At 71.6% G+C, this 17,452-nt stretch carries 11 protein-coding genes; 4 read left to right on the forward strand and 7 right to left on the reverse strand.

The window, feature by feature from the left end:
• Positions 1 to 377: 377 nt before the first annotated feature.
• Positions 378 to 1,037 carry a peroxiredoxin-like family protein gene (locus M8C13_RS33820; protein ID WP_252484847.1) on the reverse strand — a complete coding sequence of 220 codons (660 nt, stop codon included), beginning with the start codon at positions 1,035 to 1,037 and terminating at the stop codon, positions 378 to 380.
• A gap of 127 nt (positions 1,038 to 1,164) precedes the next feature.
• Here M8C13_RS33820 and M8C13_RS33825 point away from each other — a divergent pair, with 127 nt between their 5' ends.
• The gene (locus tag M8C13_RS33825; protein WP_252484848.1) at positions 1,165 to 1,785 is read left to right on the forward strand and encodes a TetR/AcrR family transcriptional regulator; all 621 of its coding nucleotides are present in this window, start codon (positions 1,165 to 1,167) and stop codon (positions 1,783 to 1,785) included.
• 845 nt (positions 1,786 to 2,630) lie between these two features.
• Here the strand turns inward: M8C13_RS33825 and M8C13_RS33830 are convergent.
• Positions 2,631 to 3,092 (reverse strand): hypothetical protein, encoded by a 462-nt coding sequence (locus tag M8C13_RS33830; protein WP_252484849.1) that lies wholly within the window; start codon positions 3,090 to 3,092, stop codon positions 2,631 to 2,633.
• 200 nt (positions 3,093 to 3,292) lie between these two features.
• Between M8C13_RS33830 and M8C13_RS33835 the strand changes: the two genes are divergently transcribed.
• Positions 3,293 to 6,931 (forward strand): ALF repeat-containing protein, encoded by a 3,639-nt coding sequence (locus M8C13_RS33835; RefSeq protein WP_252484850.1) that lies wholly within the window; start codon positions 3,293 to 3,295, stop codon positions 6,929 to 6,931.
• A 207-nt stretch (positions 6,932 to 7,138) separates the two neighbouring features.
• On the opposite strand, the gene M8C13_RS33840 is transcribed toward M8C13_RS33835, so the two are convergent.
• Together M8C13_RS33840 and M8C13_RS33845 are read right to left on the reverse strand one after the other, a co-directional pair.
• Positions 7,139 to 8,416, reverse strand: a complete 1,278-nt coding sequence (locus M8C13_RS33840; RefSeq protein WP_252484851.1) for a carboxylesterase/lipase family protein — start codon at positions 8,414 to 8,416, stop codon at positions 7,139 to 7,141.
• Positions 8,413 to 9,273 (reverse strand): MBL fold metallo-hydrolase, encoded by an 861-nt coding sequence (locus M8C13_RS33845; RefSeq protein WP_252484852.1) that lies wholly within the window; start codon positions 9,271 to 9,273, stop codon positions 8,413 to 8,415. Before M8C13_RS33845 ends, M8C13_RS33840 begins: the two co-directional genes overlap by 4 nt.
• Before the next feature lie 93 nt (positions 9,274 to 9,366).
• Here M8C13_RS33845 and M8C13_RS33850 point away from each other — a divergent pair, with 93 nt between their 5' ends.
• On the forward strand, positions 9,367 to 10,236 hold the full coding sequence (locus M8C13_RS33850; protein WP_252484853.1) for an AraC family transcriptional regulator: 870 nt from the start codon (positions 9,367 to 9,369) through the stop codon (positions 10,234 to 10,236).
• Between the two features lie 37 nt (positions 10,237 to 10,273).
• Here M8C13_RS33850 and M8C13_RS33855 read toward each other — a convergent pair whose 3' ends face one another.
• The 3 genes from M8C13_RS33855 to M8C13_RS33865 all read right to left on the reverse strand — a co-directional run bounded on the left by M8C13_RS33855 (position 10,274) and on the right by M8C13_RS33865 (position 16,767).
• Positions 10,274 to 14,473 (reverse strand): sugar-binding domain-containing protein, encoded by a 4,200-nt coding sequence (locus M8C13_RS33855; protein ID WP_252484854.1) that lies wholly within the window; start codon positions 14,471 to 14,473, stop codon positions 10,274 to 10,276.
• 250 nt (positions 14,474 to 14,723) lie between these two features.
• Entirely contained in the window at positions 14,724 to 16,580 is a 1,857-nt protein-coding gene (locus M8C13_RS33860; RefSeq protein WP_252484855.1) for a hypothetical protein, read from the reverse strand.
• A 25-nt stretch (positions 16,581 to 16,605) separates the two neighbouring features.
• Positions 16,606 to 16,767: a hypothetical protein gene (locus M8C13_RS33865; RefSeq protein ID WP_252484856.1), complete on the reverse strand. Its 162-nt coding sequence runs from the start codon at positions 16,765 to 16,767 to the stop codon at positions 16,606 to 16,608.
• 4 nt (positions 16,768 to 16,771) lie between these two features.
• Between M8C13_RS33865 and M8C13_RS33870 the strand changes: the two genes are divergently transcribed.
• Positions 16,772 to 17,443, forward strand: a complete 672-nt coding sequence (locus tag M8C13_RS33870; protein ID WP_252484857.1) for a hypothetical protein — start codon at positions 16,772 to 16,774, stop codon at positions 17,441 to 17,443.
• Positions 17,444 to 17,452 lie beyond the last annotated feature (9 nt).

Below are 17,452 nucleotides of genomic sequence, written 5' to 3' on the forward strand. Positions count from 1 at the left end.
CCGGAACCCACCCGCATGATCGTCTCGTTACCGCAGAGAAAGCGGAGGCCGGCGCGGGCAACCGGTCACGGCCCCAAGTGTCCAACCCCCAACAGCCCCAACCAAACCCAACCCCAGCCCCGCCCAGCTAAGACGTGCCCCACCCAGCTGAGCGGAGCGGAGCCGAGCTAAGCCGGGCCAGGCCGAACCCAGCCAAACCGGGCCGGGCCGGGTCGGGGCCCAGCACAGCCGAACCCGGCCTATCAGCGACACCGAGCGAGCCACACCACCCGCCACCGGCCAAGCCACGCGGACGGCGAAACCACGCGGACCGCAAGCCACGCGCGGAGCGGACCGCCAAGCCACGCGCGGACCCACGGACTACGCGGACCCACGGACTACGCGGACTCCAGCGCAGCCACCGCCGCGAGAACCGCAGCAGGCTCCGTGCGATTGGCGTAGTTCGGCTGCACCTCCAGCCACCGGATCACCCCGCCGCGATCCAGCACCAGCACCGCCGGCATCGGCACCTGCTCGGTCTGGTCGGCATTGGCGGCGGCCACGTCGATGCCGAGCTTGGCCTGGGCCGCCTTCGACTCCGCCGTCGCCTCCGTGACGATGCCCAGCGCCCGCGCGAGCTCGTTGCCCGGATCGGACAGCACCGGGAACGCCAGCTCGTTCTTCTCCCGCATGCTCAGCGAGCCGTCCGGCCGCTGCGGACTGATCGCGATCAGGGCGACGTCGCGCGTTTGCAGCTGTGGCAGGAGGTCTTCCTGGTAGGTGCGGAGGGCCAGGTTGCAGTACGGGCACCAGGCGCCGCGGTAGAAGACCAGCACGGCGGCCCGGCCGGTGCGGGTGGCCGCGAGGGTGGTGGGGTTGCCGTGGGCGTCCAGGAGAGGGGTTTCGGGGATGGGGGTGCCCGGGGTGGGGAGGCAGGGTGGGAGGCCTTGGGTTTCGCGGGCGTGTTGTTCGTGGGCGAAGGGGGCCAGGACTTCGGCGGGGGTGAGGGTGGCGAGGTGGGTGACGAGGGCGTCGCGTTGTTCGGCGTAGCTGGGCATGGGGGATTGCCTTTCCGGGCAAGGGGTTTGGTGGTCCAGATAGTCTGGAGGGGACACTCCAAAACCTAGCGGGATTTTTTGGAGTGTCAACTCCAGACTGTTGGTTCGGGCGGGATAGGGTGCATCCGTGAGTGAGGCGAGTGGGGCCGGGGGGCGGTTGACGGCCAAGGGGCGGGCGACCCGGGAGCGGATTGTGGCTGCCGCGGCTCAGCTGATGTTCGAACGCGGGGTGGCGGGGACGAGCACCGAGGACGTGCGGGCCGCGGCGGAGGTCAGCACCTCGCAGATCTACCACTACTTCCGGGACAAGCCCGCGCTGGTGCGCGCGGTGATCACCCACCAGACCGAGCAGATCATGACCGCGCAGCAGGCGTTCTTCGCCCGGCTGGACAGCATGGACGGGCTGCGGGCGTGGCGGGACGCGCTGGTGGAGTTGCAACGGTCGCGGCAGTGCGCCGGTGGGTGTCCGATCGGGTCGCTGGGTAGCGAGTTGGCCGACTCGGACGCCGCGGCGCGGGCAGCGGTCGCGGCGGGGTTCGCGCGGTGGGCCGAGGCGATCGCGGCGGGGTTGCGGGCGATGCGGGACCGGGGGGAGTTGCGGGCCGGGGCCGATCCGGATCGGCTGGGGCTCGCGGTGCTCACCGCGTTGCAGGGCGGGTTGCTGCTGACACAGATCCGGCGGGACACGGTGGCGCTGGAGACCGGGCTGGACGCGATGCTGGAGCTGGTGGAGTCCTACCTGGTGTAACTGAAGTTGATAAACCCGTTGCGGCAACTGGGTCGATGCGTCACCCTGTTAGCAGACAACTCAACCCACAGCGTCACGATGAACGGCACCGGGAAGCTGCGCGGGCGTAGGCGTCGACCGAGAGGGCGCGCCGTTGCTCCAGTCGCGCTGCCCGACGTGATCGCCGTTCATCATCGGGAAGCCGCCCTCCGCTTAGTCGGACCGGGCGGCTTCCGCTATTTCGGGGCACGGAGACTCGGGCGCGGGGCGAGGCGGGTGGAGACCGGGCCGGGGCGGGTGGCTGGAGCCCGGTCGAATCGGAGCAGGACCAAGTCGGAGCCTGGCCGAATCGAGCTGGCGACCGGACTCGGGGGCTGGCAGATGTCGGAGCGGCGACCGAGCGTTGGAGCGGTGCCGAGCGGTGCCGAGCGGTGCCGAGCGGTGCCGAGCGGCGACCGAGCGCCGGAGCAGCGACCGAGCGTTGGAGCGGTGGCCGAGCGGCAGGGCGGTGGCTGAGCGACAAGGCGGTGGCCGAGCCTCGAAGCAATGACATGGCCGAGGTCGGGCCAAGCCGGCGCGGTGGCGGGGCACCAGAGCAGTGACGTGCCCGGGCCGTGACATAGCCGGGCCGGTGACATAGCTGGGCGGTGGCGGGACCCGGTGGCGGTGATCCGACCGAAGTGGCGATCAGGTGCAGGAAACAGCGGCCCGGAAGAGCGGATCAACAGCCGGTGCGGATAGCGCCGAATGGCCGCGAAGTGAGTTCCGGCCGGACCGGAACTGGACAAAAGGATTGGGTTGATCGCGTGATCACCGACACGCTGTAACGGATGGCGGTGATCACGCGATAAACACCAAATCAGTCCTTAGTTTCCGCGCTTGACGCGGATTTCCAGCAGGGTCGCCGACTTGCCGGGGCCCTCGCCCTCGCCGATTCCGTCGGCGCCGCCCGGCGCCACGGTGGTCGAGCCGGGGACGCCCTTGACCGTGTAGTTGGCGACCGTGGTGTGGGTGCTGTTGCTGAAGACGACGAAGGACTCCGTCAGCTCCATGGTCAGGAAGCCGGTGTTGCCGCGCACGGTGAAGCAGAACGGGGAGCGGTTGCGGGCGCGGACTTCCAGCAGGTCAGCGCCGGTGACGCAGTCCGTCAGCAGGACGTTGCCGTCGCCCTTGTTCAGGCGGATGCCGCGCTCGGCGAAGATCTTGTCGGCGCCCGGGTAGTCGTACTCCTCCTCCAGCGGAGGCGGGTTGTCCTCGGCCACGGCGGCGGTGGCCGCGCCCAGCAGCGCGGTGCTGCCCGCGAAGACGAGAACTCCGAGTCGGGACAAAAAGCGCACGGTTGTGCCCCCAGTGACGAGATGGTTTGGATCGGCACACCCGAATGCCGGATGGTCCGAGGAAAAGGTAGGCATTCGTGCCCCGGGTCCGGAAATAATGTGAGCAGCGTCACCACGGTGTTGAAAAATTCGGTGGTTAAATTTCTCCCTGGTCGAGTCCGACAGGGACTCGCGGTCCTGGGGGATTTACTGTGCGCAAACGCAGTATTGTGCTGCGCTCGCTACGGTCGGTCACCGCGGCACTTGTCGTGACCTCGCTCCTGGTGGGGGCGGCTCCGGCCGCGCTCGCCGAGGAGGTTCCGGCCGGTGCGGCGCGGGCGGAGACCTTGCAGCTGCTGAAATCCGGTGGTCCTGGCCTCAAGCGGGCCGCCGCGGCCGCGCTGTCGGGCACCGATGACGACGTCCGGACGTTCCTGGCCAGCGGCCGGGCCAAGCCGGAGGCCGACGACCTGCAGGTGCGCATCGCGCAGCTGATGGCCGCCGGTGGTCCCGCGGTCAAGGCCGCGGCGCAGCGGGCGCTGTTCGGCACGCCGGCCGAGCAGAAGGCCTTCGCCGAGGACGGCTGGCGGCGGCCGGCCGAGGACGACCTCCAGGTGCGGGTCACCCAGGCCATGGACGAGGGCGGCCCCGGGGTCAAGGCGGCCGCGCAGAAGGCTTTGCGGGGCACGGCCGATGACCGGCGGCGGTTCCTGCTCGCCGGGTTCTTCGACGCCAAGTCCGATGACGACCAGGTGCGGGTCACCCAGATCCTGACCATCGGCGGGCCCGAGGTGCGCAAGGCCGCGCAGCGCGCGCTCAACGGCAGCCGCGAGGACATCGAGTACTTCCTGCGTTACGGCTACGAGGTCGCCGCCGCGCGGGACCAGGAAGTCCAGGACATCTCCCAGCTGGTCGACCTGGCCCGCCTGGCCGGTGAGCGCACCAAGGAGCAGACCGAGGCGGCCAAGGTCGCCGCGGAGCAGGCGGTCACCGCCGCGCGGCTGGCCAAGGAGGCCGCGCTGAAGGCGGCCGAGGAGACCAAGGCCGCCCAGGACTCCTCGGTCCGGGCCGCCGATGCCGCAGGCCGGGCCGCGGACGCCGCGACCAGGGCCGCGCGGGCCGCGCAGACCGCGATCCGCGCCGCCGCCGCGGCCAACGAGGCCGCCAGGGTCGCCGCCAGCGCGGCGAGCCAGGCCGCGCACGCGGCGAACATGGCCGGGCAGGCGGCCGCGCGGGCCAGCAACGCCGCCGCGCTCGCCTCCGCCGACCGCAGCCAGACCGAGCAGGCCACCCAGGCCGCCAAGGCCGCGCGCGATGTGGCCAAGGGCGCTCGACTGGCCGCCGAAGCCGCGGACCAGGCCGCGATCGCGGCGACCGCGGCCGGCAAGGCCGCCGAGTCGGCCGCCAGCGCGGGGGTGCACGCCGATGAGGCCGGTGGCGCCTCCGGCGAGGCCGGTGACTGGGCGGCCAAGGCCGGCGCCAGCTCCGCGCAGGCCAAGCAGGCCAGCGCGCAGGCCAAGCGCAAGGCCGCCGAGGCCAAGCGCGCCGCCGGGGAGGCCAAGCGGATCGCCGGGGAGGCCGCCCGCTACGCCGGTCAGGCCAGGGACGCGGCCAACGACGCCGCCAACCACGCCGACAACGCCGCGCGCCTGGCCGATGAGGCGGTCAAGCACGCCAACGACGCCGAAGGCGCGGCGAACCGGGCGCAGGCCGCCGCGGACAAGGCCAAGCTGTACGCCGACGACGCCACCAGGTACACCGACCTGGCCCGCTCGATCGCCGCGACCAGCCGGGCGGCCGAGGACGAGCGGCTGGCCGCGCAGAAGGCCAAGGCGATCGAGGAGGCCGTCGAGGCCAAGCTCGCCGAGGACAACAAGCAGACCGAGACCACCTGGGTCGCCGGTGAGGCCGCGAAGCTCGACACCGAGGCGCAGCGGCTGCTGACCCAGGCGCAGGACCCGGCCACGCCGGAGGAGACCGCGGTCGCCAACGGCCGCAAGGTGGCCGCGCGGCTGGTCACCACCGGTGGCGGCTGGGTGCGGGCGGCCTCGGAGAACGCGCTGGTCGGCGACAAGTACGAGGTGCTCAACTTCGTCCGCGGCGGAGTGGCCAAGGCGGTCGAGGAGGACGACCGGGCCAGCGTGCTGCACATCGCCGACACCACGGGCAACGAGGGCCTGCGGTGGTCCGCGCGGGACATGCTCACCGCCAAGCACGACATGGTCAAGGACTTCCTGCAGGACCGCTGGTACGCGGGCAAGGACGAGGACGACCAGGTCGCCATCACCCAGATCATGAACGCCGGTGGTCCCGGGGTGAAGGCCGCGGCGCAGAAGGCGCTGCGCGGCACCCCGGCCGACCGCACCGCGTTCCTGGCCACCGGGCAGCACAAGGCGCGCCAGGACGACGACCACGTGCTGGTCACCCAGGCGATGACCAACGGCGGCAAGGAGGTCAAGGCCGCCGCGCAGGCCGCGCTGAACGGTCCGCCTTCGCTGTGGCGCAAGTTCCTCACCAGCGAGCAGTACAAGGCTCAGCAGCGGGACGCGGACACCGCCAGCCACGTCGCCAAGATCGAGTCCTACCTGGCGGACGCGGACAAGATCGCCGCGGAGTCCCGGCAGGCGGCGTTGCAGGCCCAGTCCTACGCGCACACCGCGCGCGGGGCGGCCGATGAGGCCAAGCACTGGGCGGCCGAGGCGCAGAAGTCCGCGGCCAAGGCCAGGGAGTTCGCCGACAAGGCCAAGCAGGAGGCGGAGAAGGCGCAGCGCTCGGCCGACCAGGCCGCCGAGTCCGCCCGGCAGGCGCAGCAGGCGGAGCAGGACGCGCAGCGGGCGGCCGCGGCGGCGGCCAGGTCGGCCAGCCAGGCCGAGGCCAGCGCTTCCCAGGCCCGCAACTACGCGGCGGTCGCCGCGGAGGCCGCGGCCAGGGCGCGTGCCGACGCCATCGCCGCCGGCGCGCTGGCCCAGGAGGCCGCGGCCGCGGCCAAGGAAGCGCAGGAGATCGCCACCGAGAAGCAGCGGGCCGAGGAGGCCACCACCCGGCAGATCGACGCCGAGCGGCAGGCCGACGGCGAGCTGACCTCCGCGGATGAGGAGGCGTTGCGGGCGCAGGGCGGCCAGCAGATGGTCGACGAGTACCGCAAGGCGCTGGCCGATGCCAACAAGGGCCTCGGGCAGTGGCTGGCTGAGAACGGCGCGGAAATCCTGATCACGCTGCTGGGCATCGACAACATCGTCAAGTGCGTCAGCGACGGTGACATCGGCGCCTGCCTGTGGAGCCTGGTCGACGTCGGCTCGTTCTTCCTGGCCGTCGGCAAGCTGCCCGCGGTGGGCAAGGCGATCGTCAAGGTCATCGACGGCCTGGCGAACTTCTTCGCGCTCAAGGAGAAGGGCCGGCGGTTCCTGGAGGGTGTCAAGGGCGTCCTCACCAACGCCCGCAAGGAGCGCACGCCGGAGATCGAGGCGTGCGAGTGGGAGGCCCCGGCCGAGTTCTCCGGGTTCGCCGCGGCCGGCAAGCGGAAGTGCCAGCCCTTCGGGCACGTGGAGCAGGCGCACAGCGACACCCAGACCAAGGGCATCCACATCAAGATGGCCGACAACCGGACCGAGATCGAGATCCACGCCGACGCCAAGGGCGAACTGTTCGGCAAGCCCATCTCGGCCAACGGCAAGTACGCCAACGACAAGGAGCTCGACGAGGCCATCAGGCACCTGAAGGGCTCGGCGAAGGACCGGGAGAAGATGATCAGGGGTTGTGAGCACGCGCTGGGTGGTGGCATGAAGCTCGGCGACACCATGCGCGACCGGCTCACCCACCTCCTGGAGTCGCTGAAGAAGATGCGGCCCTGACCGCTGCCGCACGGCGAGTGCCGCCATCCCGGTTCCCGGGGTGGCGGCACTTCGCCTTTCAGGCAGGGCTGAAGACGCGTTCACCATCCGGGACGCCTTGATACCGTGCCCCTGCCGACGCGCTCCATGGTGGGACACGGCGGCCGAAACGGGTGGCCATCCGATCTTCCCGTGCGCGCGGGACGATCGGATGGTCCGCCTTAGCCCTCACCCCCAACGCTCGTCGATGCGCTGGATCGGGGCAAGCCAGCCCGGATCACCGGTGGCGGCGAAGCGGCTCCAGGCCGCGTGGGTGCGGCTGACCAGCTCGGGCGACGGCGGCGTGGGGCCGAGCAGGCCGTGTTCGCCGTGCAGGGCCGGGATCGCGGTGTGGCCGAAGACGAACGGCAGCTCCACGCAGTGGCAGGCGCCGAGCGCGCCACCGAAAGCCTGTGAGCGCCAAGCGAACTCGTAGCGGTGGGTGCGGCCGGGCTGCTGCGCGGCGTGCGCCTCGGCCAGCAGGCGGCTGCCCCCGCCGAAGAGCGCCTCGGTGGTCAGCCACGGCGCTTGGCGGCCGGTGGGGACCAGGTACAGGTTGGCCTCGTCGGAGTTGGTGCCGATCAGCAGGTCCACCGGCGGCAGCTCGGCCTCGATCGGCGGCCGGGGCAGCGTTTCCGGGTCCAGGACCAGGCTGAACGGGGTGATCCCGCGCAGCGGCCCGTCCGGCGGCAGGGGCAGCCGGGCCAGCGCGGCGATCAGGTCGGCGTCCGGGACGCCGGGGATCTCGGCTGGGGTGACGCCGAGTTCGGCGGCCAGCGCGCCGGTGACCCGCAGCGCCTGGTCCGGGGTGAGCACGGCGGCGGGGTTGCCGCTCTGGCTGACCGCCCGGTGGAACAGCCCGTGCGCGCGGGGCGCGGCGAGCAGCCCGGCGACCAGGATCGCGCCCGCGGACTGCCCGGCCACGGTGATGTTGTGCGGATCGCCACCGAAGGCGGAGATGTTGTCCCGCAACCATTCCAGCGCGGCGATCACATCCAGCAGGCCCCGGTTGGCCGGCGCGCCGGGCAGGTGCAGCCAGCCGGGGACGCCGAGTCGGTAGTTGACCGTGACCAGCAGCACGCCGTCGCGGGCGAAGGCGGTCCCGTCGTAGAGCGGGGCGGAGCCGGCGCCGACCTGGAACCCGCCGCCGTGCAGGAACACCAGCACCGGGCGCGGCGGCGCGGGGGTCGGCGGGGCCCAGATGGTGAGGGTCCGGTAGTCGGGGCCGGGGATGGGCGGCGGGTTGAGCGGGGTGAGGTCGAGGAGCCCGAGGGACGGGCGCGGTGGGGCCGGCGCGGTCGGGCCGGGGGTGGTGGCCTCGCGGATGCCGGACCACGGCGGGGGAGGAGCCGGGGCGGTGAAACGGGTGCCGAGGTCGTGGACCGGCGCGGCGTAGGGCACCGCGTGGTAGACGGTCACCTCCGCGCGGTGCTCACCGGTCAGGAAACCCTGGGCGGTGCGGGTCATCCGAAGGCCGCCCAGCCGGTGATGGCGAACTTGTCGCCGTCCCGCTTGACCTCGGCCGCGCCGCTGCCGCCGAAGTGGGCCGGGATGACCAGCGCGCCGGTGTCCGCGGCCTCGGCCAGCAGGCGTCGGCGGGTGGCGGTGGCGGCGGGCGCGTCATCGCTGAGGCAGGGCTCGTGGTCTGGTTCGACGATCTGCAGCGGGCTGTGCGCGATGTCGCCGATGAACAGCGCGCGGTCGGTGCCGGAAACCAGGCGCAGCACCGCGGAACCAGGGGTGTGGCCGGGAGCAGGGGTCAGGGTCAGGTTGGCGTCGATGCGCAGCTCTGTACCGTCCCATGTGGACAGTTGGCCGGTGTGGCGGAGCGGGTCGATGCTGTCGCGGTGCACCTGGGGGTCGCTCAGGCCGGGAGTGGCGTCGGCGGCGTGCAGCAGGTAGCGGGCGTTGGGGAAGGTGGGGATCCACTCGCCGTCGACCAGGCGGGTGTTCCAGCCGACGTGGTCGGAGTGCGCGTGCGTGTTGACCACCAGGTCGACCTGCTCCGGCTGCACGCCCGCGGCGGCGAGGCGGTCCAGGAAACCGGTGCGCAGGCGGTGGAAGACCGGGATCTGCCGCTCCTTGTCATCGCCGATTCCGGTGTCCACCAGGATGATCCGGCCTTCGCTGCGCAGCACCCAGGACTGGGTGCGGGCCAGCAGCATGTCGGTGGCCGGGTCCCAGTGGTCCGGACTGAGCCAGGACTCGTTGGCCTGCCAGTGTTCGCGGGTCAGGGTGGGGAAGACGGCGCTGGTGGGGGCGAAGGGGCCGGACCACTCCAGCACCCTGGTGATCTCGACCTGGCCGAGTGTGATGGTGTCCACGCCGGTCACGCTAGGTTCGTGCCGGGTGGCCGGGAATGATTCAGCGTCTCGGCCGTTTACGTCTACGTCTTGATCTCCCGGGGTGAGGTGCCGATGGATGTGCTCAGCGACGCGATCGCCGCCATGCGCAGCGGGCGGCCCTACTCGGCGCTGACCGAGGCCACCGGACCCTGGACCCGGCACTTCCCGGACTTCGCCGGAGCCCGACTGCACGTGGTGCTCTCCGGCGCGATCACCGTGGTGCTGCCCGGTCGCGAGCCGGTGGTGCTGGGGCCAGGCGAGGCCGTGGTGCTGCCCGGCGGGGCCGCGCACGACCTCGCCGACGCGGGGGTGCCGACGCGGCTGCTGTGCGGGGCGTTTCAGCTGGAACAGGCCAGGGTGCACCCGCTGCTGGCCGAGCTGCCGGAACTGCTGGTGCAGGCCGCCGATCCAGTGCGGCAGGCCGCCCTGCACGGGGTGGTCTCGGTGCTGGGCGCGGAGCTGGCCCAGGTGCGGCCGGGGCGGGACGCGGTGCTGCCCGCGCTGCTGGAGGTGCTGCTGGTCTACCTGCTGCGGGCCTGGCTGGAGGAGCACGGCGCGGACCGGGACTGGGGTGGCGCGCTGCGGGATCCGGTGGTGGGCGCGGCGTTGCGGGCCATCCACCAGGACCCGGCCGCGCCGTGGACGGTGGAGACGCTGGGCGCGCGGGCGGGATTGTCCAGGGCGGCGTTCGCCCGCCGGTTCAGCCAGTTGGTCGGCCAGCCGCCACTGGGCTACCTCACCTGGTGGCGGCTGACCACGGCCGCGCACCTGTTGCGCACCACCGACGCCACCCTGGCCACCATCGCGCGGCGCTGCGGCTACGGCACCCAGTTCGCCCTGGCCAACGCCTTCAAACGCGAGTACGGCATGTCCGCCGGCCGCTACCGGCAGCTGCGCCGCACCGACCACGAGCACATCGGCGAATGGGAACGGCCCGGCTGACACCGTCCACAGTGGACGGTGCCAGCCGGGCAGGGGTTCAGCGGGTCCGGCCTTCCAGGGACTCGATGGACACCGTGCCGCCGTCACCGCGCATGGCCGCGCCGTGCCGGAACTGGCTCAGCACCGCCGGATCGGACAGGTTGAGCCGCGAGTCCACCGAGCCGGTGCGCACCGAGGTCCAGCGCCCTTCCCGGCCGTGGAAGATGTCCACGGTCCTGCCGGAGACCACCAGCGCGAACTTGTCACCGGGTTGCAGGTCCAGCCGCGCGGTCGGGTTCCCGGGCAGGAACTGGCCGTCGAGCCGGACGTCGAAGCCGGTCTCCTTCCGGAAGTGGTTGTACCAGGCCACCACATAGGTGTTCTGGTCCTTCACCAGCCCGGTGAACAGGCTGTTCTCCCGTGAGCTGCCACCGGCCAGTTCGCCGACCTCCAGGATGGTGACCGTCGGGTTGCCGCCGGGCGCGGCTGGGGAGCCGAGCATGGTGAAGAACGGGCTGGGGTGGCTGACCTTCAGCTTCGAACCGGACACCGTGGGCGCGGGCGCGGCCTCCCCGCCGAAGGGCTGGAAGCTCCGGTAGTTCGCGCTGGTGTCGCTGTCGAAGCCGTCGTGCACGGTGCGCCTGGGATAGTTGGCCTCGCTGGGTTCGGGCACCGGCACGGTCACCAGCCACGGCTCGTCCACCACCTGGCGACCGGCCTCACCGGTGTAGAAGGCCCTGGTGGTCACCGTGTTCTCGCCGACGCTGCCGGGCACCAGCCGGAACCGCGCCACCGCCGACTCACCGGGCTGAAGGTCCACTGTGGACACCTGGCCGAGCGGTTCGGCCCGCCAGCCTGCTGGCAGCACCAGCTCCGGCCGGACCTGACGCACCGGACGCGGGGAGTCATTGACCACCAGCACGTTCGCCGTGGTGGGCTGCCCCTCCTTGAGCGTGCCCGGCACGAAGTGCGTGTTGACGCCCGCGCCCTCGGGAGTGCCCACGTACGGCTCGGACTGCTGCACCGGCGGCCCGGACATGCCCCGGCCCTGGGAGAGCACCAGCTGCGGGCTGATGCCGAAGCGGCCGGTGCGCGGCCCGTGCACGGTCAACCCGCCGCCGGAACCGCTGAGCGACAGGGTGAACTTGCCGTCCGCCGCGGCCTCCTTGAGCTGGCGCGCGTCCAGGTCCAGCACCACCCGGTAGCCGTACTGGCCGGGGTCGAAGCCGGACTCGTTGGACAGCGCGCCGCGCGCGTCGGCCGGATCATCCGGCAGCACAACGGACCTGGTGGACACCCCGTCCACCGAAGCCCGGAACTCGGTGGGGTAGCGGCGTTCCGAGGTCTGCGGGAACCGGGTGCGCGGTGAGCTGGTGCGCGAGGCGGAGGCCTCCAGGACCAGCTGGGCGGTGTTCCAGCGGCCGGTGCGCAGCTCCTCCGGCAGCTCCACCGTCCACTGGAAGTCGCCGTCGCCGTAGCCCCAGGCAGCGCTGGCCCCGTCGTTGCGGAAGGTGTCGTGGCCCTGCGGCCAGTTCGCCTTGGCCGCGGCCGGGTCCAGCCGGATGGTGCCCGCGACCCTGGACTGGCTGCCGGCGTGCTCGCCGAGCACGGTGGCCCGGTCGGTCCGGTTGCTCCAGTCGGCCAGGAAGGTCTGGCCGGTGGCCAGAATGTCCTTGCCGCGCACCAGCTGGATGTCCAGGCGGCCGGAGGTCAGCTCCGCGGGCACGGTCACCTCGACCTTGCCGAGGTCGCTGGTGGTGTACTTCTCCGGCGAGACCGGCCGCTGCCGCCAGTCTGTGCTCCGGATGGCCGCGCCGGTGTGGTCGGTGCCGGAGATCCGCCAGCGCAGCTGGGCGCCGCTGACCTCCCGGCCGGAGAACAGCGAGGACTTCGCGGTCAGCGACACCGGCTGGCCGGGGGTGACCCGCTGCACCGGGCGGGCGTCGAAGAACAGCACGTCGTCGGCGTTGGCCAGGTGCACGCCGCCCTGTTTTCCTTCCGCGTCAAGGTATCCGGGCACCTGGAGGGTGCGGTCGTAGGCCGACCAGCCGTTCCACTCCCACTCGATGTCGGCCAGCTCGGTGAACAGGTAGCCGTTCATCTTGGGCTGGTTGCGGAACAGCTCGGTGGTGTACCGGAACGGCGCGGCCACGTCCTGGTCCTTCTCCCGGCCGCCGGTCCACGGGCCGAACTCGGAGTTCAGCAGCGGCTGCCCGGACTGCTTCTTGCCCTCCTCCATGTTGAAGGACGAGCCGGGATAGGTGTTGCGGACGTAGTTGTCGATGTTGGCCTTCCACTCGTCCCAAGTGGACAGATAACCGTGGAAGTCCAGCAGGTCGGTGCTCTCGCTGGGATGGTGGTTGCTGCAACAGGGCGAGTTGTCCACGATCAGCCGCCCGCCGCGGGTGAGCTGCTTGGTCAGCTGCACCATCCGCTCGATCCAGGGCTTGGCCTCCTCCCGGATGCCGTTGCCGTCGGTGATACCCCAGCCCTCGTTGAAGACGTCCCAGATCACGATGGAGGGGTGGTTGTAGTCCCGCTTCACCGCATCGTGCAGCACGCCCTCGAACAGCTTCTCCGCGCTGGCCTGGTAGCCGTTGTAGCCGAAGTTCGGCTGGTCGTACCAGACCATCAGGCCCATCACGTCGGCCCAGTGGTAGTACAGCGGATCGTTGATCTTGATGTGCAGCCGGGTGGAGTTGAGCCCGAGCTGCTTGGCCAGCGCCAGGTCGAAGAGCACGGATCCCTTGCGCGGCTCGGCCAGCGACCCGGCGCGCAGGTCACCGCCCTGGTAGAGGCCGGTGTAGGAGTAGGTGCCCCAGGGGTTGAACGCCTGGTCCAGCGCCGAGCGCAGGTAGATCGGCTTGTTGTTCAGGTGTAGGTATTGGTACTGCTGCTGGGGATCGGACTGCTCGGCAGGGGAGTGGCCGGGCGCCCAGTCCCTGGAGACGGTGCGCAGCCCGGTCCAGGTGTGCAGCGCGTCCCGGCCCTGGCTGCCGGTCAGCTCCACCTGAACCTGGTAGAGCCACGGCGTCTCCGGCGACCACAACCTCGCCTGCGGAATGTCCACAGTGGACTTCCCGGTGCTGCCGGACAGCGGCAGGGTGGCACTGGCCACCACCCGGCCGGCCTTGGGCTCCACCGGCTTCGGGAGCTCCAGACCGCGCTGCTGCACACCCGGCTTCCCGGCCTGCTCGCGCACGGTGACCTTGACCGTGGACCCGGCCGCGGCGGCGTTGCCGGTGATGGCGACCTCGGCCTTGGCGCTGGTCAGCCGGTCGCCGTTGAAGGTCAGCTGCGGCGTGACGTGCACGGTGTCCAGGCGGGCGGCATCGGCCGGTTCCAGCCACACCGACTGCCAGATGCCGCCGGTGTCGGCGTACCAGCCCATCTGCTTGCCCTGCGGGTAGGGCGTGCGGTCGCTGTTGTCCGGCGCGAAGGAGCGCACCACCAGCGAGTGCGTGGAACCGGGGGCCAGGCGGCCCAGGTCCACCTCGAACGGGGAGTAGCCGCCGTCGTGCTCAGCGCGCTTGACGCCGTCCAGGAACACCTGCGCGTGCCACTCCACCGCGCCGAAGCGCAGCAGCACGTTGCGCTCGGCTGGCCAGTCCGCGGGCACGGTGACCTGCTTCTGGTACCAGGCCGCGCCCTTGTTGGCCTCGAACTGGCTGGCGTAGACCTGGTTGTTCGCCCGCGCCTCCTCACCCACCCCGGCCAGGGAGGTGTAGCTGAACGGCACCCGCACTGCGTGCTGCCACTCGTGCCCGCCCGCGGCCCAGTTCTCCTTCAGGCCGACATCGCGCGGGTCGAAGCTCAGCGACCAGGTTCCGTTGAGGTTGAGCCATTTGCCGTCCGCGCCTGCCCGGCGGTCCAGGTCGGGACGCGGGTAGTCCGGGTGCGGCAGGGTGCGCGGGGTCTCCCGGTCCAGGCGCAGGGTGACCGCGGTGTCGCCGCGGGACTCCAGGGGCAGCCAGCGGAAGTCGTAGCCCTGCTTGGCCGCGACCACCCCGACCGCCTCGGCCGGGACCCCCGGCAGGCTGAACCGCCCGTCGGCCCCGGTGCGCACGCTGGTGGTCTGGGCCGCCGCGTGCACCACCGCCCCGGCCACCGGGGCGCCGGAGACCGCGTCCCGGACCTGGCCGGTGACCGTGCGCTGGGCCTGCGCGGCCTGGGCCTGCGCAGGCGGGAACGTCGCCAGCGAGGCGAGCAGTGCCAACCCGGCCACCAGCGGGCCGGATCGCAACCGGGATCGGGACATGGGCGCCTACCTCCTGGCGGGGAGCACAACCGAAGGCGGGGTGGCCGCGCAGGAGCGGGTAGAGCGGTCCACCCCGATGTGGAACCGATCCCATTAACAACAACCGATCGTGACCAGTCAACAACGGACAGAACTCTGTCCGGAAATGGACCGCCAACGTTGTAATCCGATCAGCCCAGCCACGCCCGGCCGGGCACCCGCTCGGGCACACGTTCGGCGATTGGGGTGCCGGGCCGCCCTCGATCCCGGCTCAGCTCAGCGCGTAGCCGAGGCGGCCCTCGTTGCGGCCGCCGGGCACGCCCTCGCAGTTCTCGTGCGGGGACAGGAAGTGGTCGTCCTGCTCCGGCCAGTAGCACCGGTACAGCGGCGCCGACGGCGCGCCCGGCTGGTCGAGGTAGGCCCAGCCCTCGGTGCGCAGCACCTGCTGGCCCTCGCAGTCCGGCTGCGTGGAGACGAAGTGGTTGAGGCCCTTCACGCTGGTGTAGGCGCAGCCGTAGAGCGCGCGGGTGCCCGGCTTGCTCGCCGACTCCAGGAACCAGCGGTGTTCCAGGGCGTACTTCGCGGTGACCGCGCCGCTGGTGTCCCAGTGCTCCCGGCCGTCGTAGAACCGGCTGAACACCCGCTGCGTGGTGGTCAGCGCGTGCCCGAGCAGCTTGTCCTGGGTGCCGCGGCCCTCGCAGTTCGCCGCGGTGGAGGTGAAGTGGTCCGCGCCGGACTTGCAGCGGTACAACGGGGTCGAGGGGGCCGAGGGCGCGGCGGAGTAGATCCGGCCCTCGCTCTGCAACACGGCGGCCTGCGGCGACTCGCAGCCCTGGGCCAGGGACAGGTAGTGGTCCGAACCGTTGCGGCAGCCGTAGAGCGGCACGGTGCCCGGCACGGCCGCGGTCTCCAGCCGCCACAGGCGACCGGGTTCGGGCGCGAAACCGGTGGCGCGCTCGGTGATCGTGCTGGTGCGGTGCTGGGCACCGTTGGCGTAGCCGGTCAGCGGGACGCTCGGCAGCGTGCGACCCGCGACGCAGGTGACGTGGCGGCGCATGGCCACCGCGTTCGCCCAGTCACCGGGCTTGGCCCACTGGAGGTAGTAGAGGTAGAACTCGTTGTCCACAATGGACGGATCGCTGCCGGTGCCGACGATGGTCGGGTAGGCGTTGCCGCGCTCGGGGTCGCGGAACAGCGTGGTCGGGCCGGACCAGCCGGTCAGCCCATCTGGCGAGGTGGCCAGCACGAACTCGGTGATGCTGTTGCCCGCCACCATGATCGTGCCGCCCCTGGTGGTCTTGACCACGCTCGGGTGCCAGGCCCCGACGCCCTGTTCGCGCACCGCGCTGGAGGGGCCGTTGCGGCCGGGGGAGCTCCACGCGCCGTCGTGGTACTTGCGCCACTCACTGGCCTTGCCCTGCTTGGCCGCGGCGACGACCTCGGCCAGCGGGGCGCGGGCCACCGACAGCGGGGTGTTGACCCATTTGCCGTTGTCGTAGGAGTAGTCCGGGAAGTAGGCGTGCAGGTAACCGTCGCGCAGCACGAAGGAGGAGGTGCCGATGTCGGCGGTCAGCTTGTGCCGGTACGCGGTGGCGAAGTCCATGTCCGGGGAGATGATCTCGCCCAGCAGCCGGGTCTCGCCGGTGGCCAGGTCGTGCAGGCCCAGGTGCAGCTCGGCGTAGAACTGGTGGTTCGGCCCGTCCAGGCTGCGTTCCAGGTGCACCATCTGCAGCACCAGGCCGCTGGCCGGGTCGCGGAAGACCGGCCCGCCACCGGCGTACTGGTAGCCCGCCGGGACGTTGCGCACCGCGGCGTGCTTGACCCCGCCTGCGACCGGGTTGTCCAGGGTGCCCTTGGTGGTGGCGATGCTCTGCGGCATCGTGCCGGAGCCGACCAGCGCGGAGGTGGACAGGAAGCGGTACTGGCCGTTGCCCTCGGGCAGCACCCCGAAGGCGGTGTCCGGCCAGCCCTTGAGGCCGAGGTTGAGCCGGGTGGTGTTGTCGACCACGACCTGGGCCGGGCCGACCGAGACGGCGGAGCAGGGTTCGATCGCCGCGGGGGCGGCCGCGGCTGGCTGGAGGCCGGTGGCGGTCAGCGCGACCGCGGCGGCCAGTGCTCGGAGGATCACCGGATGAGTGTGCCGCGCCGGTGGGCTACCGGGTGGGCGAACCGTCCAGATCGCGCCGGAAGCTGAGCCGGTCCAGGCCGGGGCCGCGCTCGGCCGGGTCCACGCCGACGAAGTGGATGTGGCTCTCCGCGGGCCGGGACTGGGAGAGGACCCCGGCGAACCACCTGAAGCCCTCGTCTAAGCTCATGACCATGCGTTTTGGGGGAACTGGCGGCGTGCTCGCGCTGACCGCGATGCTGCTGGCCGGGTGCGGGAGCGTGTCGGTGACCGGCACGCCGGCCTCACTGCCGATCACCGGCACACCGCGTCCGGTGCTGGTCACGGCGAGCAACACGGAGCTGCTCAGCGTGGCCGAGGCGAACAAGGCCGTGCTCCCCGAGCCGGCCGCGGACGCGCCACTGGTGCAGAAGCTGGTGCACGATCTGCGCAAGGACACCCTGCTGATGGTGCAGTGGCGGGGCGAGACCAGCGGCGGCTGCAAGGACGACACGGTCGTGCTCAAGGCCGGTGCCGTCACCGACTGCGTGATCACCTACGAGGGCGTGCAGGTGCCCTGGCAGATCACCGTGTCCAACGACTTCAAGGAGTCGGACCTGCTGGTCAAGTACACCAAGAAACCGCTCAAGGGCGTGCTGCTGGCCGAGGCGGTGCACGCGCGGCTGGCCAAGGACTTCGGAGCCGACGGCGACGAGCTGCGCTGCGACGAGCTGCCCAAGGTGCAGCTGGTCGAGCTCGGCAAGAAGCTCGAACCCAAGTGCCAGTATCGGGCCAAGCCGGTGCGCGGCGGTGGCCTGGTGTACAAGGACGTCGGCCTTGAGGTGGATGCCCGTCGCGGCGGGATTTCCCTGGTCAGGGCACGCTGAGGGACCGTG

Origin of the sequence: Crossiella sp. SN42 (assembly GCF_023897065.1) — a bacterium.
Classification (GTDB): domain Bacteria; phylum Actinomycetota; class Actinomycetes; order Mycobacteriales; family Pseudonocardiaceae; genus Crossiella.